General features: G+C 70.6%; 15 protein-coding genes. 4 read left to right on the forward strand and 11 right to left on the reverse strand.

The window, feature by feature from the left end:
• Positions 1-9 precede the first annotated feature (9 nt).
• The 6 genes from E1193_RS02395 to E1193_RS02420 are packed head-to-tail and all read right to left on the reverse strand — an operon-like array spanning position 10 to position 7,707.
• Positions 10-1,365, reverse strand: a complete 1,356-nt coding sequence (locus E1193_RS02395) for a thymidine phosphorylase (protein WP_132179770.1) — start codon at positions 1,363-1,365, stop codon at positions 10-12.
• Positions 1,362-2,642, reverse strand: coding sequence for an aspartate aminotransferase family protein (locus E1193_RS02400; protein ID WP_207922518.1), 1,281 nt, complete (start codon positions 2,640-2,642; stop codon positions 1,362-1,364). The genes E1193_RS02395 and E1193_RS02400 overlap by 4 nt, the downstream gene beginning before the upstream one ends.
• Positions 2,639-3,424 carry an alpha/beta fold hydrolase gene (locus tag E1193_RS02405; RefSeq protein WP_132179774.1) on the reverse strand — a complete coding sequence of 262 codons (786 nt, stop codon included), beginning with the start codon at positions 3,422-3,424 and terminating at the stop codon, positions 2,639-2,641. The genes E1193_RS02400 and E1193_RS02405 overlap by 4 nt, the downstream gene beginning before the upstream one ends.
• The gene (locus E1193_RS02410; RefSeq protein WP_165945601.1) at positions 3,421-5,343 is read right to left on the reverse strand and encodes a non-ribosomal peptide synthetase; all 1,923 of its coding nucleotides are present in this window, start codon (positions 5,341-5,343) and stop codon (positions 3,421-3,423) included. Before E1193_RS02410 ends, E1193_RS02405 begins: the two co-directional genes overlap by 4 nt.
• Complete coding sequence (locus E1193_RS02415) at positions 5,340-6,650, reverse strand: aminotransferase class I/II-fold pyridoxal phosphate-dependent enzyme (RefSeq protein ID WP_165945602.1); 1,311 nt, start codon at positions 6,648-6,650, stop codon at positions 5,340-5,342. The genes E1193_RS02410 and E1193_RS02415 overlap by 4 nt, the downstream gene beginning before the upstream one ends.
• Positions 6,556-7,707 (reverse strand): Gfo/Idh/MocA family oxidoreductase, encoded by a 1,152-nt coding sequence (locus tag E1193_RS02420; RefSeq protein WP_132179780.1) that lies wholly within the window; start codon positions 7,705-7,707, stop codon positions 6,556-6,558. Before E1193_RS02420 ends, E1193_RS02415 begins: the two co-directional genes overlap by 95 nt.
• Before the next feature lie 561 nt (positions 7,708-8,268).
• Here E1193_RS02420 and E1193_RS02425 point away from each other — a divergent pair.
• The gene (locus tag E1193_RS02425; RefSeq protein WP_132179782.1) at positions 8,269-10,242 is read left to right on the forward strand and encodes a TetM/TetW/TetO/TetS family tetracycline resistance ribosomal protection protein; all 1,974 of its coding nucleotides are present in this window, start codon (positions 8,269-8,271) and stop codon (positions 10,240-10,242) included.
• 65 nt (positions 10,243-10,307) lie between these two features.
• Positions 10,308-12,221 carry a phosphoribosyltransferase gene (locus E1193_RS02430; protein WP_132179784.1) on the forward strand — a complete coding sequence of 638 codons (1,914 nt, stop codon included), beginning with the start codon at positions 10,308-10,310 and terminating at the stop codon, positions 12,219-12,221.
• Between the two features lie 19 nt (positions 12,222-12,240).
• Here E1193_RS02430 and E1193_RS02435 read toward each other — a convergent pair whose 3' ends face one another.
• The 5 genes from E1193_RS02435 to E1193_RS02455 form a co-directional block, all read right to left on the reverse strand.
• Positions 12,241-13,047, reverse strand: coding sequence for an HAD family hydrolase (locus tag E1193_RS02435; RefSeq protein WP_132179786.1), 807 nt, complete (start codon positions 13,045-13,047; stop codon positions 12,241-12,243).
• Positions 13,048-13,111: 64 nt separating this feature from the next.
• Positions 13,112-15,937: a glycoside hydrolase family 3 protein gene (locus E1193_RS02440; protein ID WP_132179788.1), complete on the reverse strand. Its 2,826-nt coding sequence runs from the start codon at positions 15,935-15,937 to the stop codon at positions 13,112-13,114.
• 75 nt (positions 15,938-16,012) lie between these two features.
• Complete coding sequence (locus E1193_RS02445) at positions 16,013-16,912, reverse strand: ParB N-terminal domain-containing protein (protein WP_347877006.1); 900 nt, start codon at positions 16,910-16,912, stop codon at positions 16,013-16,015.
• A gap of 322 nt (positions 16,913-17,234) precedes the next feature.
• On the reverse strand, positions 17,235-18,212 hold the full coding sequence (locus E1193_RS02450; RefSeq protein WP_132179790.1) for a BadF/BadG/BcrA/BcrD ATPase family protein: 978 nt from the start codon (positions 18,210-18,212) through the stop codon (positions 17,235-17,237).
• Positions 18,209-19,468: a 6-phospho-beta-glucosidase gene (locus E1193_RS02455; RefSeq protein WP_132179792.1), complete on the reverse strand. Its 1,260-nt coding sequence runs from the start codon at positions 19,466-19,468 to the stop codon at positions 18,209-18,211. The genes E1193_RS02450 and E1193_RS02455 overlap by 4 nt, the downstream gene beginning before the upstream one ends.
• A gap of 176 nt (positions 19,469-19,644) precedes the next feature.
• Between E1193_RS02455 and E1193_RS02460 the strand changes: the two genes are divergently transcribed.
• On the forward strand, positions 19,645-21,189 hold the full coding sequence (locus tag E1193_RS02460; protein ID WP_132179794.1) for a glycosyltransferase family 4 protein: 1,545 nt from the start codon (positions 19,645-19,647) through the stop codon (positions 21,187-21,189).
• The gene (locus E1193_RS02465) at positions 21,186-22,970 is read left to right on the forward strand and encodes a carbamoyltransferase C-terminal domain-containing protein (protein ID WP_132179796.1); all 1,785 of its coding nucleotides are present in this window, start codon (positions 21,186-21,188) and stop codon (positions 22,968-22,970) included. Before E1193_RS02460 ends, E1193_RS02465 begins: the two co-directional genes overlap by 4 nt.
• Positions 22,971-22,992: the final 22 nt, after the last annotated feature.

Genomic DNA, 22,992 nt, shown 5'->3' on the forward strand with positions numbered 1-22,992 from the left:
TCCCTCCGCTCAGAAGACCCGGTGGACCGCGGGCGGCACGGCGACGGTCCCGTCGCCGATGACGAAGGCCCCGGCCAGGAGGGCCACGGCGGCGTCGGCGTCGCCGTCGTCGTAGTGCAGTTCCGCGAGCACGTCGCCACGGCCGACCCGGTCGCCGACCCGGCGGTGCAGCACCACCCCCGCGCCGTGGTCCAGTGCCGCGTCCTGGGTGAGCCGCCCGGCCCCGACGAGCAGCGTGGCGCGTCCGACCGAGCGGGGTTCGATCCCGCTGACCACACCGGAGTCGGTGGCCGTGACGACATGCCGACGCCGAGCTGTCGGTAGTCGTCCCGGGTCGGTGAGGGCCGCCGGGTCGGCACCCTGTGCCACGGCCCACCGTACGAACATCTCCCGCGCCGAGCCGTCGGTCACCACCCGATCGACCATCGCGTCGGCGGCCTCGTCCGACAGTTCCGGGTCGACGCTCTGGAGCATGAGCCGGCTGATGGCGGCGCACAACTCCCAGAGGCCGGGGCTGCGCTGGCCGCCGAGGAGAGCGAGCGCCTGCCTGATCTCCAGGGCGTTGCCCACGGCAGGCCCCAGGGGTTGACTCATGTCGCTGAGCACGGCCCGGGTGGGCAACCCGAACGACGCCGCCAGGGCGATCATCGTCTCGGTGAGCAGCACCGCGTCGGACTGGTCGGGAATCAGCGCGCCGGCACCGGTCTTGACGTCCAGGACCAGGCCGTCCGCGTGCACGGCGACCTTCTTGCTGATGATGCTGGCGGCGATCAGCGGAATGCTCTCCACGGTGCCGGTGACGTCCCGCAGGGCGTAGGTCGCACCGTCTCCCGGGGTGAGGTCGGCGCTCTGCCCGGTGATGACCATGCCCACCGTACGGATCATCGGGACCAGTTCGTCCGCGGCGAGGTGCAGGCGCAATCCGGGAATCGCCTCGAGCTTGTCCAGTGTGCCGCCGGCGAAGCCGAGCGCTCGTCCGGTCATCTTGGCCACCGGTACGCCGCAGGCCGCCACGATCGGCACCACGATGAGGGTAGTGGTGTCGCCGACACCGCCGGTGCTGTGCTTGTCCACGACGGGTACGCCGACCGCGCCGAGGTCCAGCCGCCGACCGTCACGCAGGTAGGCGCGGGTCAGGGCGGTGAGCTCGGTGGTGGACATGCCCCGGCAGGCGACGGTGGCGAGCCAGGCGGACATCTGGTAGCCGGGTATCCGTCCGGCGACGTAGTCGGCGACGACGCCCTCGATCTCCGCAGGCTCCAGTGCGACGCCGCGCCGTTTGCGGTCCGTCGCCTCGATCACCCGCGCCGACGATCGGGCCGTCACCGGGTCCGTGGCGCGTTCCCCGGCCGGGGTCGGGCTCATGCCGTCCCCTCCACGGACTGCCGGAGCCTGTCGAGGAGCGTCGTCGCGTCGGCGTCGTCCAGCGTGAGCGGCGGCACGGCCATGACCACCCCCCCCTGCCGGCGCAGCAGCAGGCCGTGCTCGGCGGCCGAGGTGACGGTGCGGATCGCCGCGTCCTGATCCTCGAACTCCAACGACACGAACAGTCCCAGCCCGCGCACGTCGATGACACCGCCGGTGCCGACCAGTCCACGGAGCGCCGCCAGAAAGCGCTCGCCGAGGTGTGCGGCGCGCTCGACGAGCTTCTCCCGCTCGATCAGTTCGAGGGTGGCCAGCGCCGCCGCGCAGGCGATGGCATGGCCGGACGTCGTCTGTCCGAACCGCAGCCCGCCCAGGACCGGGTCGCGGTCGAACGTCGCGTAGATCGACTCCCGCACGCTGACGGCGGCGACCGGTGCGTAGCCGGCGGCGAGTCCCTTGCTCGACACCACGATGTCGGGGGTCACGTCGTCGTGCTCGAATCCGAACATGCGTCCGGTGCGGCCATACCCGGTGGAGACCTCGTCGAGGACGAGCAGGGCCCCGTGCTCGTCACAGAGCCGCCGTAGTTCGCCGAGGAACGCGGGTGGCAGTACGACTCCGCCACCGACGTTGAGCAGTGGCTCGACGAGCACCGCGAGTGGCGGCAGGTCGGGCTCCCGCAGCAGGGCGTCCCGGAAGGCGGAGATCAACGGCTCCAGCGCCTCCGGGGCGCGCATCTGCCGGGGGGTCAGCGGCAGGTCGACCCGACTGACCGGTAGCGGGGTGACGAACGGGTGCGCGAGGTGCGGCAGGCCGGAGAGGCTCCGGGAGAGGAGGGTCGAGCCGTGGTACCCGGCGGTGAAGGTGATCACGCGGGTCCGTGGCCGGCCGACGTTCGCCGCGTGCATGGCGGCGATGAGCAGCGCCGCCTCGCATGCCTCGGTGCCACTGTTGGTGAGCAGGGTCCGGGAGAGCGCGGTGGGCATCAGCCTCGCCACGGCCTCGGCCAGGGCGCCGGCGAGGTCGTGACTCGCCACCGAGAGGTCGTAGCCGGGCAGAAGGGTCGCCTGCGCGGCGATCGCGCGGGTGATGTCCGGCGCCGCGTAGCCGCAGGTGAGGTTCAGAGAGGAGGCGTCGAGGAACTCCCGGCCGTCGACGTCCGTGACGTACGCGCCGGCTCCCTTGACCAACAGGGTTCGGGTCAGGTCGGCGGCCAGGGGTGACCAGACGTGCCAGAGGTGGCGACGGTCGCGTAGCCGTTCGGTTGCAACGCTCACGATGCGTACCGGCTTTCCGGGTGTGCGGATTCGAGGGGTTCGGTGCCGACGAGCGTCGGCCGTACGGCGTTCAGCACCGGGTAGGGCGGTTCGTCGACGAGATAGAAGTGGTCACCGCGGAGGGTGTGGCAGACCACCGGCGCCGTCGTCAGGGTGTGCCACGGTCGCGGGTCCGCCTCGTCGTCACGGTCGCCGGTCAGCACCGTCACGGGGCAGTGCAGGATCGGGTCGGTGGGCATCCGGTAGGCGTGGAACATCCGGCTGTCGGCCATCACGTAGGGGAGCACCAGTTCGCGGAACATGGGGTTGTCGAGCATCTCGCGGCTGGTGCCACCGATGCCGGCGAGCTGCTCGACGGCACTGCGTTCGTCGATCTCCGCGTCGTCCGTCGGGTCGGGTGGATCCGGCAGCGGCGCGTCGCGCGTGCCGGACGCGAAGAGGTGCTCGACCCTGGCGCCCCCCGCTTCGAGCGCGCGGGCGGTCTCCAGGGCCACGGCCGCACCCATGCTGTGGCCGAACAGCGCGAGGGGCAGGCCGGTGCAGGAGGAGGTCAGGGCGGTCGCGATCTCGCGCGCCAGGCGCACCAGGTTGGCCGGTGGCGGCTCCTCGATCCGTTCGGCCCGGCCCGGGTACCGGACCGCGAGCACCTCCGCGCCGGGCAGGTGCGTGGGCCAGTCGCGGTAGAAGGCCGCCGAGCCGCCCGCGTGCGGGAAGCACACCAGGCGGTACGCCGGCGCGGGGTGCGACGGCCATCGCTGGAACCAGGTCTCGGCGTCGGTCACTCGTGCTGCCCTCCCTTGGCCCGTCGGATTCGGGCGGATCGAGCGGCCTGGGCGCGTGCCTGGGTGGTCGCCGATCCGGCGGAGATCGGTGCGCGCCCGTCGATGTAGGAGACCTGCTCGGCGACGGTGGTGTGGCGGAACAGCGCCACGATGGAAGGGCGGGTGCCGGTGTGCTGCTCGAGCGCCTCCTGTAGCTCGAACATGGTCAGCGAGTGCCCGCCCAGGTCGAAGAAGTTCGCGTCCACCGGAACGTTGCCGACCTTCAGAACCTGCGCCCAGGCCGCACTCACCCGCGCGACGGTCGCGTCGGCGGCCGGCGCGGCGGACCGGGCCGGCTCCCCGTCGACCTGCCCCGCGTCGGCGGACCCGAGGACCTCCGCCAGCCGGGCGCGGTCCACCTTGCCGTTGGCGGTCAGCGGGAACCGTGGCACGGTGCGGACGGTGGCCGGCACCATGACGGGCGGGAGGTGCTCGGCGAGATGCTGCCGCAGGGCCGTCTCCGGAATCGCGGTCGCGACGGTGACGAAGGCCGCCAACCCGGTGTGCCCGGGGTCGGGTAGCACGACGGCGTCCTCGACGCCCGGCGCCCGGCGCAGTTCCGACTCGACGGCGCCGAGTTCCACCCGGTGACCGCGGATCTTCACCTGGTGGTCGCGGCGGCCGAGGAAGCAGAGCTCGCCGGTCGCGCTCCAGCGGACCAGGTCGCCGGTGCGGAACATCCGTCCGCCGGCGCGTGGTGCGAAGGGATCGGGGAGAAACGCCCGGGCGGTGGCCTCCGGTCGGCCCAGGTAACCCTCCGCGACACCCGGCCCGCCGACGTACAGCTCGCCGTCCACGCCGGGACCGACGTGTCGCCCCTGTTCGTCGAGGACGTAGAGGCGAGCACCGGGGATGGGGCGACCGATGGTCACCGCCGCCGGTGCGAGGTATCGCCGGTAGGTCGCGAAGACGGTCGCCTCGGTGGGCCCGTACTCGTTGACGAGCGCCACGCCGGCGCGCTGGACGGTGAAGTGACGCCGCAGAATCCGGTCGGGCAGCGCCTCCCCGGCCACGATCACGGTCTCCAGGGAGGAGATGTCCGCGGTGTCGTCACGTTCGGCGAGGTCCAGGATCTGTCCGTAGAGCGACGGGATGCAGAGCATCCGGCTGATGTCGTGCCGGGCGATCAGGCCCACCAGTTGCTCGATGTCGCGTCTCTGCTCGGCCGAGGCGACGACCAGTCGACCGCCCGTGGTCAGCGTGCCCCAGATGCCGGCTGCCGACGAGTCGAACGCCAGTGGGGAGACCAGCAGGAATCTCGCCGCACCGGGATAGGTCATGGCGCGCGCCGTGGTGGACGCGCCGAGCTGCTCGTGGCCCACCACGACGCCCTTGGGCTCACCGGTGGTACCGGAGGTGTAGATGACATACGCGGCGCCCGCCGTCGTCGCCGGCGCGGCGTCTGCCGGCACCTCGACGGCGGCGAGTTCCTCGGCGGCGGCCGGCCAGGACGCCCCCAGTCCAAGCACCTCCCAGCCCCGGCCGTCCGCGACCACGGCGCTCACCCCGGCGTCGGAAAGGATCGCCTGGATCCGTGCGGGCGGAAGCGACAGGTCGACGGGGACGTACGCGGCGTCGGCCTGGAGTACGCCGAGCAGCGCCGTGACCATGGCGACGGAGGGTTCGCAGGCGATCGCCACCCGGCTGCCGGGTCGGCACCCGAGGCCGACCAGCCGGTCCCGGAGCCGGTCGGCTCCGACCCGGAGGTCACCGTAGCTGAGTTGCCGTCCGCCGCCCTGTACCGCCACGACGGTCGGCGTCTCGGCCGCGATGGCCCACACCCGGTGGTGGACGGGGACGGTGGCCGCCGGCAACGCCGGACCGGTGCCCCAGCCGGTCGGGTCGCCGACGGATCCGAACGGCCCTGACACGCCGGTCACCCGACGACCTGGCCGCTCGGTGCCAGCCTCGCGTCGGGTCGCCGGGTCCGGGGTTCGGCCAGCCAGCCGACGATCTTGTCGGTGACCTCCTGGACGGCGCCCAGGTATCGTTCGTCCTCGTCCTCGAAGCCCACCGGCGCGCAGGGCACCGAGATCTTGAAGGTACGGGCGGCCAGCCGATCCGCGACGGGATAGTCGGCCCTCAGGCACCGCCGGTCGTAGGACGTCACGGGTGAGATCGGTGCCTGGAACAGGTGCAGGGTGTGCAACGGGGAGGTTGCCTTCGGCACGTCCACGTCGTCGAGGCCTTCGGCGTTGCAGGCGGCCACCAGCCAGTCCCGCCCGCCCGACAACACGTCCGGGTCGACCTCGAACAGGAGCGCGTAGTGCGCGGAGACCCGCCCGTCACGGGAGTGGGTGAGCGCGGTGACACCGTCGATGCGTTCGAAAAGCTCGGTCAGGCACCGGGCGTACCGCTGCTTGGCGCTGATCCAGTCGGTCAGCTCCGCCACCTGGCCCAGGGCGAAGGCGATGCCGAGCGGGTGCGCGCGGTACTTCAGCCCGTGACCGGTGGCCGCGTACGGGTACAGCGGCCCGTCGGGATCCATTTCCTTCATGGCCCGCTTGTTGAAGTGGCCGAGCAGTTGCGCCCGGTCGTACACGTCCCGCCGGTCGGTGGCGAGCACACCGCCCTCGCCGGCCGCGATCAGCTTCTGGGTCTGCAGGCTCCATGCCCCTGCCGCGCCGAAGGTGCCGACCCGCTGGCCGGCGTAGGTCGCGCCATGCGCGTGTGAGCAGTCCTCGACGAGGTCGAGATTGTGCCGGGACGCGAAGGACACGACCGCGTCCATCTCGCACGGCAGGCCCCACATGTGGGTGACGACGAGCGCCCTGGTTCGCTCGGTGACGAGGGCCGCCGCGGCCTCGGTGTCGAACGAGCCGTCCGGCCGGCAGTCCACCAGCACCGGGAGGGCGCCGAGTTGGAACAGGGGCACGGCGGTGGCGAAGAAGGTGTACGTCGGGCAGAGCACCTCGTCGCCGGGCCCGAGCCCGATGCCGTAGAAGGCGGAGTGCAAGGCGGCGGTGCCCGAGTTCGTCACCAGCGAGTACGGCAACGAGTGCCCCTCGGACCAGGCGTCCTCGAAGGCGGCAACCACGCCGGACCGGTCGTAGATCGACAGTTGGCCGCTGGCGAGCTGCCGGTTGACCGCCTCACACCAGGCCGGGCGAAGCTTGGGCCAGGGATACGCCGTCGGTTGGCCGAGAACCGGAACTCCGCCATCCACGGCGAGCGTTGTAGCAGTCACTGCACGTCTCCTGGCGCATCGGTTTGACGGGGGCTTGCTGCGCGATCGAGTGATAGAGCGACTCGATGACGGCGGTGATGTCCACCGCGGCGGTGACCTCCTGCGTGACCACCGTGCTGTCCCGCAGGCGGGCGACGGTGTCGACCAGGACGTCCGTGGTGGAGGCCCAACTGCTGTCACCAATAAGGTTCTCGACCCGGTTGTTCGACCGGTCGTAGCGCTCGAAGAGATCCCGCCTCAGCGTGATGTGGCCCTTGGTGCCGTACACCCGGATGGTCTCCTCCTTGGCCGCCTCGCAGAGGGAGAGGCGGAGGGTTCCGGTCGTTCCGTTGTCGTACCTGACGTTCGCCAGAACAGTCTCTTCGATCGTGTAGCTGGCCGTTGGGACGAGTTTTGGCGCGGTGGTCGCGTACACGACGGACGGGACTCCGAAGAACCAGTGCAGCAGGTCCACGATGTGATATCCCATATCGATTATGGCACCACCGCCGGCTGTTTCCGGGCTTGCCCGCCAACCGTCATGATAGGCGTTGGCATTGAGCTGGTACGACGCGTCGAAGTGCCTTATCTGGCCGAGCTCCGCCAGCGCCTCCTTGGCATGGAGATAGAGCGGATGGTAACGCCTCTGCACGCATAGGCGTACGTGTCCGTCGTGCTGCCAGACCAGGTGGGCGAGTTCGTGTGCCTCGGTCAGCGAGATGGCGAAGGGTTTCTCTTTCAACAGCGGGACGCCGCGGAGGATCAGGTTCTTGGCGACCTCGAGGTGGGTGTGGTGCGGCGTGGCGATCACTGCCAGGTCGGGGCGGGTCGCGTCCAGCGCCGCCGTCCGGTCGGTGAAGAAGAGCGGGCGCGCCTCTGCACGCCTGCCCAGCACCGCCGCGAGCCGCGCCTCTGCGGTGGGGTCGACGTCACAGGCGGCTACGAAGTCGATGGTCTCGGAGAGGTCGACCAACGCCGGGACGTAGTCCTCCAGCGCACGCCGGCCGACGCCTATGAGGATGCACCGGAGCCTCGGTGAACTACTCAATTGATCCTCCCGATGGACCGCGACGTTCACCGCAAGAATGTCCCGACATCAACGCCGCACGGGACAACGCAATCACTGCCGTCGATCGGTAGCGGATGTTGCTGCGGGACGTGTCCCGAGGCATATGGGTCCTCAGGTCCTCATCGCTTTGTCTGGGGCCAGACGCTACCACCGTTTTTCGGATGAGTACGTCGGCGGCTTTCCACCGCGTCTATGCCGGGGTGCCGGACGGCCGGCCCGGTCACGGTTGTTCGACTGTGCAAGGTGCGCAGTTGCGCGGTGGACGCCCGGCGCGGATGCGCGCGAAACGGGACCGGTGGACCGGTTCGCCGGGGCGCGACGGCACCAGGGCCGCCGGGTTCGGGATGGGCGTGACGCCACCCCGGAGACGCGCGTGTCGCGTTCATGTTCGTGCTCCAGAGCGGGTCGCGACCCGTGCTCGATCCGTCGATTCGGTGGGCGAGCCGGAAACCGCTTGCCCTGGGGGAGTGGATCGCCGAGGATGGCAGTGATGCAATCAGGGCGAGGGAATGCTGGGATTCACCGTAGCGAGTCGCCGGTGGCGGGGCCTCGCATGACCACGCAGAGTCCGTGAAGAATCAGTCTCTCGGAATCCTGGCGCACGTGGACGCCGGAAAGACCAGTCTCAGCGAGGCGCTTCTGCAGGCGGCCGGCGTCATCGAGACGGCCGGCAGCGTGGACGAGGGCACCACCCAGACCGACTCGCTCGCGTTGGAGCGCCAGCGCGGCATCACGATCCGGGCGGCCGTCGTCGCGTTCTCCGTCGCGGACGTCACCGTCAACCTGATCGACACCCCGGGGCACCCGGACTTCATCGCCGAGGTGAACCGGTCGCTCGGCGTCCTCGACGGCGCGGTGCTGGTCGTCTCCGCTGTCGAGGGGGTGCAGAGCCAGACGGTCGTGCTCATGCGCGCGCTGCGCCGGCTCGCGATTCCCACGCTCATCTTCGTCAACAAGATCGACCGTGCCGGCGCCGACCCCGAGCGGGTGCTGAACCGGATCCGGGAACGGCTCACCCCGGCTGTGGTGCCGATGGGCAGGTTCCTCGACGCCGGGACCAGGAACGCGTCGTTCGTTCCGTTCAGCCACGACGACGAGTCCTTCGTCGACGGGCTCGTCAACATCCTCTCCGATTACGACGACGCCCTCGTCGAGGCGGTGGTGGACGAGCGCCCGGCTCCCGTGACGCCCGCTGCGCTGTACGCCAACCTCGCCGCGCAGACCGGTCGTGGCCAGGTCTTCCCGGTCTTTTTCGGCTCCGCCATCACCGGCAGCGGAGTCGACCCGCTGATGGCGGCGCTGCCCGAGTTGCTGCCCACCGCGCCGGCCGCCCGCGATGCCCCGGCCTCGGGGCTGGTCTTCAAGGTCGAGCGGGAGCGCAACGGCGAGAAGGTGGCCTACGTGCGGATGTTCTCCGGCACGGTGCACCGACGCCAGCGGTTGTCCTTCGGCGATGGCCACGAGGCGAACGTGACCTCGGTGAGGACGTTCCAGCCCGGCGGTGCCGTGGAGGGCGGCTCGGTGGCGGCGGGGCAGATCGCCAAGCTGGCCGGGTTGACGGACGTGCGCGTCGGCGATCCGATCGGTACCGACCGGCGACCGTCGGGGGCCGACATGTTCGCGCCGCCGACTCTGGACACCGCCGTGGCGCCGGTCGATCCGCTCCAGAAGGGCGCGCTGCACGCCGCGCTCACCCAGCTCGCCGAGCAGGACCCCTTCATCAACCTCCGCCAGGACGACTCGCGCCAGGAGCTGTCTCTCTCGCTCTACGGCGAGGTGCAGAAGGAGGTCATCGAGCAGACCCTCGCCGCTGAGTTCGGGCTGCGTATCGAGTTCCGCGAGACGACGACGATCTGTGTCGAACGACCGAGGGGCCGTGGCGGCGCGCTGGAGCGGCTCGGCGGTCCCGGCAACCCGTTCCCGGCCACCGTCGGTCTCACGGTGGCACCGGGCCCGGTGAACAGCGGCATCGACTTCCGCCTGGCGGTCGACCTCGCCTCGATCCCGCTCTTCGTCTACAAGACGGTCGACGCGTTCCGAGAGGCGATGTTCCGGTACGTCGCAGACACCCTGACCCAGGGCCTCTCCGGTTGGCAGGTGTTGGACTGCGTGGTCACCATGGACGACTGTGCCTACACGGCGCCCGGCACGTCCGCCTCGGATTTCCGCAAGCTCACGCCGCTGGTGCTGATGGACGCCCTGGAGCAGGCGGGCACGGTGGTCTGTGAACCCATCCACCGGTTCCACGTCGAAGCCCCCGCCGAGACCTTCTCGGCCGTGCTGCGGCTACTCGGTCAGCACCGCGCGATTCCGGAGGCGCCGATGATGACCGACGCGTGGTTCTCCCTGGGCGGGAGCATCCCGGCGGCCGAGGCGACCGGGGTGCAGGTCCTGCTTCCGGGGCGGACGCACGGCGAGGGAGTGGTCGAGTTCCAGTTCGACCGGTACGCCCCGGTCAGCGGCCCGGCACCGACGCGACGTCGCTCGGACAACAATCCGCTGCACCGCAAGGAGTACCTGATGCGCGTCGCCGGGCGGATCTGACTTCCGGCAGCGCCGGCGCCCACCGTTCGATGGACGGACATCGATCGAGCGTCTTAACTGACCGGATGTCCCGACCCACACCAGACTCCGACCGGGAGAACCGACGCGATGTCGGATCGTCCTGGTCCCGGTACGAGCGACTGCGGGCTGTGACCGCCGCGGCGCTGACCGCCCCCGCCGTCACCACCGAGCTCTACGAGCGACTCTGCAGCCTGGAGCAGACCGTCTCGGACGTGGCCGCGGTGCTCGGCGAGGCGGGCGCGGGAGACCGCTGGCGCCGATGGGTCGAGGCCCTCCGGGCGGCCTCGGTCGACGCGGCGGGCGCGCTCTGGTTCGAGCGGGCGCTCGACGCCTCGTGGGCGGACCGGCTCCGGCAGTCGATCGCCGGGCTGCCCGGCGCCGAGGAGCTGCAGACACGTTGGCGCCGACATGTGCGCGACAGCGGGCGACTGCCCATCTTCGAGTACCTGGACACCTGGCCCATCTGGCCCGAGTGCCTGAGCACCGAACCGGTCGACTGGTGTCGCTACGCGCGCCGGGTCGCGGCCCTGGTCGCCTCGACCGGGTCAGCGCCCGATGCGGTCGTCGGCCTGCGCACCAGCGGCAGCTTCCTCGGCCCGGTCTGGGCAGCCGCCATCCAGGCCCGAGACGGGAGCCCGGCGGCGTACCTCACGGTCCGGCCCGTACACGCGTCGTTGCGGGCCCGCATTCCGGCCCTGCCGGCCATGCTCGACGACACGGTGGACCTCGGTCTGCTCCGGGGCCGGCGGGTGGTCGTCGTCGACGATCTCGCGGGTACCGGAAACACCGTCCGATCCACGCTGGACTTCCTCGCCGCGGCGGGTACCGAACGCGACGGGATCCTCGTGTCGCTCTACCGCTGCTCCTCGGTCGGCAGTGTGGCGGTGAAACTGGGCGTCTCACCGGCGAAGGTCCTGCTGGTCCACCGAAGCCATCAGCGATGGCCGCAGGCCACCCACCAGGCGCCGTCGGAGGCGGTCGTGCGGAGCTACTTCCAGCAACACCTCGCCCAGCGTCCCGAGCCGGCCGACGTGATGGACGTACGGCCCCTGCGGTACGGCTACGCGCTGCGGTACGCCGCGGCGGTGACCGGTGCGGCGCCGGCAGACCTGGCCCCCCACCTGCACGGAGCGGTCCGGCACCGGCGCTACCTCCTGCGCGTCCGCACCGGGGAGGGGGGAGAGTCGACCCTGGTCGCCAAGCCGCTCGGGTTCGGTTACTTCGCCGACGAGGAGCTGAGCCGGTTGTCGACCCTGCCGCACGCTCCGCGTGCCTACGGCATCGTCGGCGGCTACCTCCTGTACTTCTGGGAACCGGGGGCTCCGCTGCCGATGCGGGACCGATCCGGGCCGGGTCACCTCGACCCGACCGACCTCGACGCGGTCGGGGCGGTGGCGGCCTTCGCCGGACGGCGCGCACCCGGCGGGACGTACCTGCCCCGGGAGGCCGCGACGCTGCGGATCGGCGCCGTCGTCGAGGAACTGCGCGGGCGTGGCCTCCGCGGTCTTCCCAGGGCGGGCGAGGTTGTCGCGGCCATCGAGGAGCGGTGGATACCGGTGGTCGCGGCGCCGCCGAACAACGGTCACTGGCACTACGTACGCCGCCCGGACGGTGGGCTCGTGAAGCTCCACCGGGAGGTCGGCAACGTCCTTCGGCGCAGCGACCCCGCCGAGGACATCGCCGCCGCCGCCGTGGAACTCGATCTCACACCCACCGAGGTCGGACACGTCGCGGACCGGTTCTCGGAGTATTGCGGTGATCGTCCCTCCGCTGGCCGGCTGGCCTTCGGGGTGATGCAGCACGTCGGCCGGGCGTTGCGCGAGTTCGGCTACTACCGCGACCACGTGGCCAGCTGGGTGAGCCGTCCGGTCCGGGACGGAGACGACGGCTTCGCCCATCGGGAGTACGAGCTTCGTGACGCGGTGGGTCTGGCCCGGCAGTTGCTCGACCTCACCTGATCTGATCGATCGGGGGTCGCTACGATACTGCGGCTTTGCCGAGCAGCAACGCACTGAGTTGAGCCAACGACGTCACCTCGACGTCGGGGCGGCGGTGGTCGGTCGGGCTCGGCCGCCCGGTGCGGTTCAGCCAGACCGCGACGACTCCGGCCGCCCGGGCCCCACCCACGTCGTTGGTGAGCCCGTCACCCACGTGCCAGGCATCGCGCGGATCGGCACCGACGAGATCGAGGGCTGCGGCGAAGAGCGCCGGATCGGGCTTGGCACTGCCGATCTCGCCCGAGATCGCGACCGCGTCGAACGCCGACCCGAAGCCGAGAGTGCCGAGCTTGTCCCGCTGCACGTCCGAGGGGCCGTTCGTCACGAGGACGACGGGGACGCGTAGCCGGGTCGTCGTCGCCAACAGGTCGGCGACGTCCGGGAACGGGCGGTACGCCGAGCGCGAGATGCTCTGGTACCGCCGCACCGCGAACTCGGTCGCCCGCTCCTCGACGACACCGACGTGGCTCAGCACCCGACGCCAGGTTTCCCGGATCGCCGCCACGCCGTCCATGCGGCCAAGCCAGCAGGGCAGCTCGACCTCTGGTCGGTGCGCGGCCCACACTTCGGCGTACGCCTCGCGTAGCCGCTGCTGCGGCCGGGGTCCGGTGAGCGACGACGCCAGCGCGGCGCACGTGCCGTCGACCGCCAGGGCGGTGTGGGCGCCGTCGAGGAGCGTGTCGTCGAGATCGACCAGCAGCGCGCGCGGAGGCGCCAGCCCCGGGCCGGGTGGGCGCCCCTCGTCGGCCGTTGCCGCGCTCCCCGGGGGGTCGCAGTTCGCGCTCATGGTGTTGGCCGCCCTCCCCGCCGGTGGTTGCCGGCCTCTGGTACCCGGTAGCTCGCGAGGTCGGTCAGGACGGATCCTCCGGCGGGTCCCGGCGCGGCGCGGCCTCGTCCACCGGCCGGGGCAGCAGGAACGACGCCAGCCGTGCGGACGCCGAGAACACCAGATAGAGGTCGTGTCGGCCGTCGACCGGGGCGAGCGGCGCCGACACCGTGGCCCAGCCGTACCCGTCCGCCCCGTCTAAGGCGTCGACGTGGCCGAGCAGCCGGCCCTGCACCGGATCGTCGAGTCGGAGCTCGACCCGGGCACCGGGCTCGCCACCGCCGAGGCGGGCGACCACCTGGTCCAGGCCCGAGTCGAGTGCCACGTCCCGGAACAGCAGCCAGGCGCCGGGGCCGGTGGCGAGCACCGCCTCACCCTGCCGTGGGGTCTCGTCGACGATCCGTACCGCCTCGTAGTCGTCGAAGTCGACCGCGCGTACGATCGCGGTGCTGAGGTCGCGCGGTGGCAGCGCCGGCGCCGAGACCGTGAGGATCGCGCTGCACTCGATCGCCGCCGCGCTCCGGCCGAGCATGATCTCGTACCGGCCGGGTGCCACGGTGAACCGGCCGCGGCCAACGTCCCAGAAGCTGAGGCGTTGCACCGCCAGCGAGAACTCGACCCGCCGACTCGCGTCGACCGGCACCATGATCCGCTCGAAGCCCACCAGCTCGCGCCGGGGGCGTGGCACCGGGGAGTCGAGTGCGCGGACGTAGAGTTGGACCACCTCGGGGGAGTCGACGGGGCCCAGGTTGTCGATGACGCCGGTGATCCTCACGGTGGCGCCGGGAGTCGCCACCGGCGGCTCGACCGCCAGGTCGCGGTAGCGCAGGTCAGCGTACGTGAGGCCGTGCCCGAACGCGAAGAGCGGCTCCCGGTCGGAGTAGAGGTACGTCAACCGGCTCTTGATGATGTCGTACTCGTAGATGTCAGGCGCCTCCTCGACGCCCCGTGGCCAGGTCTGGGTCAGCCGTCCCGAAGGACTGCACGCGCCGAGGAGGATGTCGGCCAGTCCGTTGCCGAACTCCTGCCCGCCGTGCGACGACCAGAGCAGGGCACGGGCCCGTTCGGCGATCCGTGGCACGGCCACCGGGTGCCCCGTCACGAGGACGACCGCGGTGTCCCTGTTCGCGTCGAGGACAGCGTGGGTCAGCTCCTCCTGCCTCGCCGGCAGACCGAGGTCGTCGCGGTCCCTCGTCTCCCTGCCGTTGATGTGCGGATAGGTACCGACCAGGACGATCACGGCGTCGGCCGCCCTGGCGATCTCAGCGGCCGTCGTCGTGCCCCGGTGCACGATCTCCAGGTCCAGCCTGACTGCGGCGTCCACCTCGGGGACCACGACGACCACGCCGTCGCCGCCGATCGCGGCGTAGTGGTTGGTGAAGTGGTTCTGGAGCAGCCACCGGGACCCGTCCTGGACGAGCCGGAAGGTCTCCATGATGTTCCAGGCGTACGGCTCCAGCTTGTCGCAGCGCAGTTCCTTGCCATCGGTGCGGGACAGGAACCGCCCATTGCCGACCGATCGCAGGCAGAGACCGCCCTCGCCCCAGTCGAACACGTCGAAGCCGGCGGCCTCCGACCGCTCGCCGGAGACCACCCGTAGCGCGTCGTCTTGGGGTCTTACCGCGAGGTAGCCGCCACCCGCCGGTAGCCGCAGGGCGATGCGGTCGAGGCCCGACGTGAAGACCAGCCTGGCGGCACCCAGCTGGGCCCGGAGGCCGTCGAGAGGCGTGACCCGGTAGGGGGGAACGCCGCAGTACCAGTCGCGGCAGACCCAGTCGCCCAACGGCCCGACGACGGCGATCGTGCCGCCCTCCTCGGCACGCAGCGGCAGCAGGCCGTCGTTGCCGAGCAGCACGACGGACTGCCGTACCGCCTCCCGGGCCAGACGCCCGTGTTCCGGCGTGTTCAGCCGCTCGGTTCCGGTCGGCGCCGGCGTCCGGTCGGCATCCGCGAGCCGCAGCCGCATGTCCAACATCCGCCGAACGGCGGAATCGATCTCCTCCTCACCGAGCAGGCCGAGTCGGAGCGCGTCGTGCAGGGCCTTGATGGTGATCTCCTGGTCGCCGGTGAAGCTGTCGAGGCCGGCCCGGAGAGCGCCCGCGAAGGCCGGCGGGAAGTCCGGATAGAAGCGACTCTTCTTGACGATGTCGGCCGAGGCGTAACCGTCCGCCACGATCACCAGGTCCGCGAGTTCGTCACGGAGCAGTCGCAGGTGCTGACTGACGTGGTTGGGCCGGCCGTTGACCACGTTGTACGAGGGCATGACGGAGGCCACCACGCCGGCCCGGATCGGCTCCAGGTACGGCGGCAGGTCGTACTCGCGGAGCACCCGCGGCCGTACGCTGACGGACCTGGTGAACTTCTCGTTCTCGTGGTTGCTCGCGGTGAAGTGCTTGAGCGTCGGCGCGATCCGCCAGTTCGACGCGTCACCGCGCAGGCTGCGGCAGTACGAGATGGCCAGCGTGGCTGTCAGGTACGGGTCCTCGCTGTAGCCCTCCTCGTTGCGGCCCCAGCGGGGATCGCGGAGCAGGTTCACCACGGGCGCCCAGACGTTGCGGCCGAGCCGTGGATCCGGTGGGTCGGCGTGCAACAGGGCCTCCAGTTCCGCCTGGACGACCGATCCGACCTGGCTCATCAAATCCGGGTTCCAGCTTGCGGCGAGCCCCACTGCCTGCGGAAACACGGTGGTCGGGGAGGAAGCCACCAGCCCGTGCACCGCCTCGCACCCGGTGTGGAACTCGGTCAGCCCCAGTCTGCGCAGCGCGGGCATCGCGCTGTAGAGCATGTCGATCTTCTCGTCCAGGGTGAGTTGCGCGAGAATCGCCCGGGCCCGGCTGTCAACGCTGGTCATGCCCCACCTAACTGTCGATTGTCCGACCGGTCGACGGTTGCATTGTTGACCGGTACCCGATGCGTTCCGCGCGGACTATGCGGTCGACCCGACCTGGCGTTCGATCGTCGACGCGAACTCCAGCCACTGGATCCCGCAGTTGCGGGCAGCCTCGGCGACGAGATAGCCGCAGTGCGGCGGAACCCCGTCCATGACCTCTTCCCATCCGGCGGGCCCGGCGGCCCGCGCGTAGAGCCAACGAAGCATCGTGCGGCCTGATTCGCTGAACCTCAGCGACGGGTCCTTGGAGAGGTTCCGCAGCAGTCCGGTCTGGTCCTTGACCGACTCACCGTCGGTTTCGGCGCAGGAGCATGCGCCGGCTGCCGGGTTCGCGGGTGGCAGGCGTTCCTTCGTCACGCCGCGGACCGTGGCGGGCGCGGGAACGTCCTCGGTCGGTTCGCTGCCGCGCCGCATCTTCGCCGGGACCGGATCGTCACCGCGGCGCATCCGTTCCCGGACGTCGCGGGCGGTGGCGAGCGAGATTCCGGCGCCGCGCGCGATCTCCCGAAGCGATGCCTCGGGCTTCCTGGCGATCTGCTCGCTCGCTATCCGCCGGCCGTCCGCGCTGTTCAGTGGTCGCACCCTGCCGTCGCGCCCGACCCGGCTCACTCCGTGCGCGTCCGGGACGTCGGCGCGGCGGCGGATCGCCGCCACGGTCCCCGGCGCGAGCCCGGTGATCGCGGCCACCGCCCGGTCCGATCGCTGGGGCCCGGACCGGAGGACGCGCACCGCGGCGGCCTCCCGGTCGGCGAGCGACATCGGCAGGCCGTGCGCCTGGTTGGCGCGGACAGCCTCGACGAAGGCACGCTCGTCGTCCCCTTCGAAGAAGCGGACCGCGATGGTGGCCTGTCCCCGCCGTTCGGCGGCGCGCAGCCGGTGATTGCCGTCGATGACACGCATGGTGGTCTGGTGTACGAGAATGGGCGGGAGCGGCATTTCCGTTTGGGCGAGGAAGTCTATGTGTCCGGGATCTTCGCCCGCTAAACGGGGGGAGTCCCCGCGTCGAAGCGCTTCGACGGGCACGAAAAAAACGCCCGGCTGTGAGTAGTTGATTTCCTCGACACTGGTTCGAGACTCTGATTGATTGAGGCTGACTAAATGCCGTGGGCTATGTGCTGTCAATCCGTCCCCCCATGTGTGCTGATCTCAATGTGCGAACGCATCGCTATCCGAGGTGCGTGGTTTGCACGATTTAAATGATACACACCTATGTGTTGATGGTCCAATGGCTCGATCGTCGAGGCGCGGCCGGATAAGATCACCCGTCCGGTGTCGAGTCGGCCAGGGTGGCGTGCAACCGCTCGTGCGCGGCGGGCGGGGCGTCGAACCAGTCGAGGGCGTACCGGGCGGCGCCGAGCACCGGCCGGGCATCCACGATGACGAGTGTCGCCGACGCCGGTAGCCGGCGCTGGACGGCCCGGAGCAACATCGGGTGGCGTGGCCGGATCACGCCGCCGCCGAGAGCGACGTCGTGGGACGAATCCAGGATGCCCAACCGCCGGCCGGCGACCGTCGCCAGCATGACGATCTCCCTGGCCAGCCGAGACACGAGCGAGGCGGAGACCCGATCACCCTCGGCGGCGTGCATGAAGATGAGCGGAGTCAACTCCTGGCGGCGCTCCGGGGCGATGTGCCCGTAGTGGAACGCGGCGATCACCGCGTCCATGTCCGGCAGGTCGAAGTGGGCGGCTACCGCTCCGCCCAGCGTTGTCGACGGCCCGCGACCGTCGTGGTCGCGGGTGGCGTGCCACAGCGCCAGACTGCCCAGGCTCCATCCGCTGCCCCAGTCGCCGGAGACCTCGCCGATCGACCAGAAGCCCGTGGTGCGCCCGTCCGCCGCGCGCGCCACGCAGTTGATTCCGGTGCCACAGACGATGCCGATCGCGTTCGGCGCGGCCGTACCGGCACGCAGCACGGCGTAGGTGTCGTTGCCGACGTGGATCGAGTGCCCCCAGCCGAAGCCCGCCACCGCCGAGGTCAACATCTCGACCTCGGCCGGCAGGTCCGCCCCGGAGAGGTAACACTCGACCCGGTCGAACGCGGTCGAGTCCGGCAGCCCGGCTCGGGTGAGCGTCGAGCGGACGAGTTCCCGTAGCCGCCGCATTGCCTCCGGCAGGCCGATCATCTGGTGGCAGGTGGGTGGACCCTTGGCGACCGCCAGCACCCCACCGGTCTCGTCGCCGATGACCACGTCGGTCTTCGAGCCGCCGCCGTCGACGGCCAGGTAGAGCCTCATCGGACCCACCCGAGATAGTCGGCGTTGGCGGCCAGCAGACGGTCGGTCAGCGCGTCGGCCAGGTGGTGCTGGCCGACGAGCGGATGCGCCAGCAGCGCCCGGTAGACGCGCTCGCGGCCACCGCGAGTCGCCGCCGCCAGGGCCAGCTCCTCGTAACCGGCGACGTGGCTGACCAGCCCAGATATCTCGGGCGGTAGCGGTCGGAGCCGCCGGGGGCTGGCCCCGGTACCGTCGATGTCGCAGGTGACCTCGATGACGGACTCCTCCGGCAGCTGCGGGAACGTGCCGCGGTTGCGGACGTTCGCCACGTGTGGGCCCGGTGCGTCGCCGGTCAGCGCGGCGATCAGGCCCACCGCGGCCTCCGAGTAGTAGGCCCCGCCCCGCCGGTTGAGCAGTTCCGGCTTCGTGCTGACCTCCGGGTCGGCGTAGATGTCCAGCAGGGACCGTTCGATGGCGGCGACCTGCTCCCCCCGGGTCGGCACGTCACGCTCCGCCTCGACCACCGCGTCGTGGAAGTAGAAGTAACGCAGATAGGAGGAGGGGACGGCACCGAAGAAGGTCAGCAGTTCCGGCGGCAGCCCCACCTCTGCGGCGAGCGCCTCCGGCTGTTCGCGAAGGAGCTCCGGCAGGCGGTCGTCGCCGGCGACGACCGCCTGCCGGGTCCAGGTCAGGTGGTTGAGCCCGGCGTGGTCGAGGACCACCTCCTCCGGTACGACGCCGAGCAGGTGCGCGAAGCGGCGCTGCAGTTGGATGGCGACGTTGCAGAGCCCGACGGCCCGGTGGCCGGCGTCGAGCAGTGCCCGGGTGACGATACCGACCGGGTTGGTGAAGTCGATGATCCACGCGTCCGGCGCGGCACGCCGAGAGGCCAGCTCCGCCACCTGCAACGCCACGGGCACGGTTCGCATCGCCATCGCCAGGCCACCGGCTCCCGTGGTCTCCTGGCCCACGCACGCGCACTCCATCGGAAAGGTCTCGTCCGAGATCCGCGCCCGTGTCCCTCCGACCCGGAGCTGGATCAGGACCACGTCCGCGGCGTCGAGACCCTCGTCGGCGACCGTGGTCCAGGTGACCCGGCCCGGGTGCCCCTGCGCGGCGAAGAGCCGTGCCGCGAAGCGGCCGATCACGCCGAGGCGGTCCGGTGCGGTGTCGACGAGCGCAAGTTCGGTCACCGGAAGGACTCCCCGGAGCCGGGCGAGCCCGTCGGCAAGCTCGGGCGTGTAGGTCGAGCCGCCGCCGACTACCGCGATTTTCATCATTTACCTCGCTCGGAGGAGTCGATTGGCTCGGCGCTCACCGTGCTGCGACGCCGCCGAGTGACACGGCGAGTACCGGACTGCCGCCGCCTGACGATAAGCGATTCGTGGAATGTTCGCGTACGTCGACGGAACAACCGCGACGGCTGCCCGATAACCCAGTCGTGGATATAGTGATGTCGATCGACGGGCATGGGGGTATCTGCATGGCGTCAGGTTCTTATCGGGGTACGCGGCTGCTGCTTTTCCAGGTTCGACCGCTGCTGGCCGAAGTCGCTCAGGACGGCTCGCAGGCGGTGCTGGTCGACGTGCTGCGTTATTTCAGTCGGCTGGGTGTGCGCGTCACGGTGTATTGCGGAACGTTGCCGGGGGCGCCGACCGAACTCGACCTATTTCCTGGCGTGACGGTACGACCGGTGCTCGGCTTCAACAACGGGGTCGGTGACCCATATTGGACTCCGCCGTTCCGACTGACGGACATGGTCGACGTCCTGCTCGACGAGGCGAAACGCCATGACCTGCTCTATGTACACGATCTCAACCTGCGGTTTGACTTCGTGCGCGCGGACCGGCCGCTCGTCGGCGGAGTATACGACTTCGTCTATCCACACACTCTGGCGGGCACGATCGCGTTCAACGGTGACCGCCTCGTGACGAATTCCGACTACGTGGGTGCCTGTGTCCGGGAAACACTGCGACGGCACCGATCGCTGCCCGACGACGCGATCCGCGTCGTGAACACGGGCTTCGACACGGCGCGGTACCGGCCGGGCGCCGGTGCGATGGGCGAGCGGCTCGGCCTGGCCCCGGACGTCGTCGCGGTCCTGTTCCCACACCGGCCGGAGGAGAGCAAGGGCCTGCCGGACACGATTCGGGTTCTCGCGGCCCTGCGCGACCGGCTCTCCCCGGACGTGTTCGCGCGCGTGCGACTGCTCGTGCCGGTCTGGCCCGACGTGGCGGTCGACAACGAGGAGTCCGCGCACACGAGGGCGTACGCGGCGGCGAACGACGAGGCGGCCCGGCTCGGCGTACGGGACAACCTCCATTTTCACGACTGGGTGCCACGATCCGAGATGCCGCACTACTACTCGACGGGCGTGGCCACGCTCTGCATCGGCAGTTTTCCCGAGGCATTCGGCAATGTGCATGTGGAGTCGATGCTCTGCGGCGTTCCGGCGATCGTCTCACGGGTGGCCGCGCAGCGGACGACTGTGCCGGACGAACTCGTCCGCAAGGTCGATCCGGGCGATGTCGACGCCGCTGCCGATCATCTCGCGGAGGTGATCGGCCGCCGCGAACGGGTCGGCGAGGACCTGATGGCGTACCTGCGCCACCGGTACTCGCTCGCGACCGCACTGCGCGGCTACTCCGATGCCATTCTGGGCTGCGAGCGCGACACGGGCCCGGTTCTCACCCCGCAGCCCCCGCTTTCCGCGGACACCCTGCTGCGCATTCCGCCCTGGGCCGCCCGGCTGCAGGGGGGCTACTACAACGACTACACCGGGTTCTGCGCCGACCCCACACTTCGGTCGTGTCTCGCCGACATCGAGGGGGGCGTCAGAGTCGGCAACCTGATGCGGGCTCATGGCATTACCGAGGACCACGTCGCGCGCTGGACGGCGGATGGCCTCGTGGTCGCCGGTCCCGTTGCGCCGGGAGCACCGAACCGCGCCGGGAGCGCCGATCGCGACGACGGACCAGAAGAGAGTGAGAGCGTATGAGCAACGTCCTCGGAGTCTCGGCCCTCTACCACGACGCCGCAGCGGCGATCATGGTCGACGGCCGCCTCATCGCCGCCGCGCAGGAGGAGCGGTTCTCTCGTCGCAAGCAGGACCGTACGGTGCCGTGGCGAGCGGCGCGAGCCTGCCTCGACCTGGCCGGACTCACCATGGCCGAGATCGACTGTCTTGCCTACTACGAGGATCCGGCCATGAAGCTGGATCGGCAGATGTCCATGCTCGCCACGGAGACGAGGCCGCAGGTAGCCCGGGAACTCGCGGCCAGGATCGATCCGTACCGCCCGTTCCGGGCGCTGCGGGAGAGCCTCGGCTGCGATCGTCCGATCAGATTCGTACCGCACCACATGTCGCACGCGGCGAGCGCGTTCTATTTCTCCGGCTTCGAGTCGGCGGCCGTCCTCGTGCTGGACGGGGTCGGCGAGTGGTCGACGTCGTCGTACGGCTTCGGTCACGTGGACCGGGGCATCGATCTGGTCGAGGCCGACCGGTTCCCGCATTCCCTGGGGCTGTTCTACAGCACGATCACCGCCTACCTCGGGTTCGACGTCAACGAGGGCGAGTACAAGACGATGGGGTTGGCGCCGCTCGGGAAGCCGGTGCTAGCCGACCGGCTGCGACACATCATCGGGTGGAACGAGGACGGCGACGTACGGCTGGATCTCACATACTTCGACTTCCTCGGGCTGCGCCGGATGTGGTCTCCCCGGTTGGTCGAGTTGCTCGGCCAGCCACCACGCGCCGGCGAGGAGGCGCTCACCGACTGGCACGCCGACCTGGCCAGCAGCGCGCAGTCGATCCTGGAGAGCGTGGTCCTGCAAAAGGCTAGCAGGGTCAGGGAACGCACCGGGGCCAGGAATCTCTGCATGGCCGGCGGGGTGGCGCTCAACTGCGTCGCCAACGCCCGCCTTCGGCAGAGCGGGCTCTTCGACGACATCTTCGTGCAGCCGGCCGCCGGCGACGCGGGCGGCTCGCTCGGCGCGGCCGCGCAGGTCTCCCGCGACCTCGGCAGCGCTCCGCCGGTCCGACGCCTCCGGGACGTGTACCTGGGCCCGGAGTACTCCACCGAGCGGGACGTCATTCCCGTCGTACGGGCCGCGAACCTGCCCTTCGGTGACTTCAGGATCCGACCCGACGAGTTGCTCGACGACGTGGTGCGGCGGCTGGCGGCGGGTCAGGTGGTCGGATGGTTCCAGGGCCGCATGGAGTTCGGGCCGCGGGCGCTCGGGAACCGCTCCATCCTCGCCGATCCCCGCGTCGCCGGCATGCGTGACCGGATCAACGGCCTGGTCAAGCTCCGCGAGGCGTTCCGGCCGTTCGCGCCCAGCGTCCTGCGCTCACACGCGTCGACGTACTTCGCCGGTGGCGAGGAGCACCCCTTCATGCTGGAGACCGTCCAGGCACTCACCGACAGCCTGCCGGCGGTGACCCACGCCGACGGTTCCGCCCGGGTGCAGACCGTGGACCCGCAGACCAACCCGCGCTACGCCGCGCTGCTGGAGCGGTTCTGGTCCCAGGAGGGCTGCGCCGTCCTGCTCAACACGTCGTTCAACCAACGCGGTGAGCCGATCGTCTGCACGCCGACCGACGCGCTGGCCTGCTTCGCCCGGTCGCGACTCGACGCGGTCGTCCTGGGCGACGTACTCGTCGACGTGGCGGACGTACCGCCGTCGCTGACCGCGTCGATCACCGCGCGCGGCAAGGTCTCCGCCTTCAGCGACGAGCCGGAGTCCGGCCGGGCGCTCGCCGTGTACGAGCTCGCATGACGCCGCCCGGTGGGGGCGTCTG

It is taken from the genome of Micromonospora sp. KC606 (genome assembly GCF_004348675.1).
GTDB lineage: Bacteria > Actinomycetota > Actinomycetes > Mycobacteriales > Micromonosporaceae > Micromonospora.

Bases quoted from the DNA above. Each gene is read 5' to 3' on its own strand.
- E1193_RS02395 (WP_132179770.1), bottom strand. From the start codon at position 1,365: ATGAGCCCGACCCCGGCCGGGGAACGCGCCACGGACCCGGTGACGGCC.
- E1193_RS02430 (WP_132179784.1), top strand. From the start codon at position 10,308: ATGTCCCGACCCACACCAGACTCCGACCGGGAGAACCGACGCGATGTC.
- E1193_RS02435 (WP_132179786.1), bottom strand. From the start codon at position 13,047: ATGAGCGCGAACTGCGACCCCCCGGGGAGCGCGGCAACGGCCGACGAG.
- E1193_RS02440 (WP_132179788.1), bottom strand. From the start codon at position 15,937: ATGACCAGCGTTGACAGCCGGGCCCGGGCGATTCTCGCGCAACTCACC.
- E1193_RS02445 (WP_347877006.1), bottom strand. From the start codon at position 16,912: ATGCCGCTCCCGCCCATTCTCGTACACCAGACCACCATGCGTGTCATC.
- E1193_RS02450 (WP_132179790.1), bottom strand. From the start codon at position 18,212: ATGAGGCTCTACCTGGCCGTCGACGGCGGCGGCTCGAAGACCGACGTG.
- E1193_RS02455 (WP_132179792.1), bottom strand. From the start codon at position 19,468: ATGAAAATCGCGGTAGTCGGCGGCGGCTCGACCTACACGCCCGAGCTT.
- E1193_RS02460 (WP_132179794.1), top strand. From the start codon at position 19,645: ATGTCGATCGACGGGCATGGGGGTATCTGCATGGCGTCAGGTTCTTAT.
- E1193_RS02465 (WP_132179796.1), top strand. From the start codon at position 21,186: ATGAGCAACGTCCTCGGAGTCTCGGCCCTCTACCACGACGCCGCAGCG.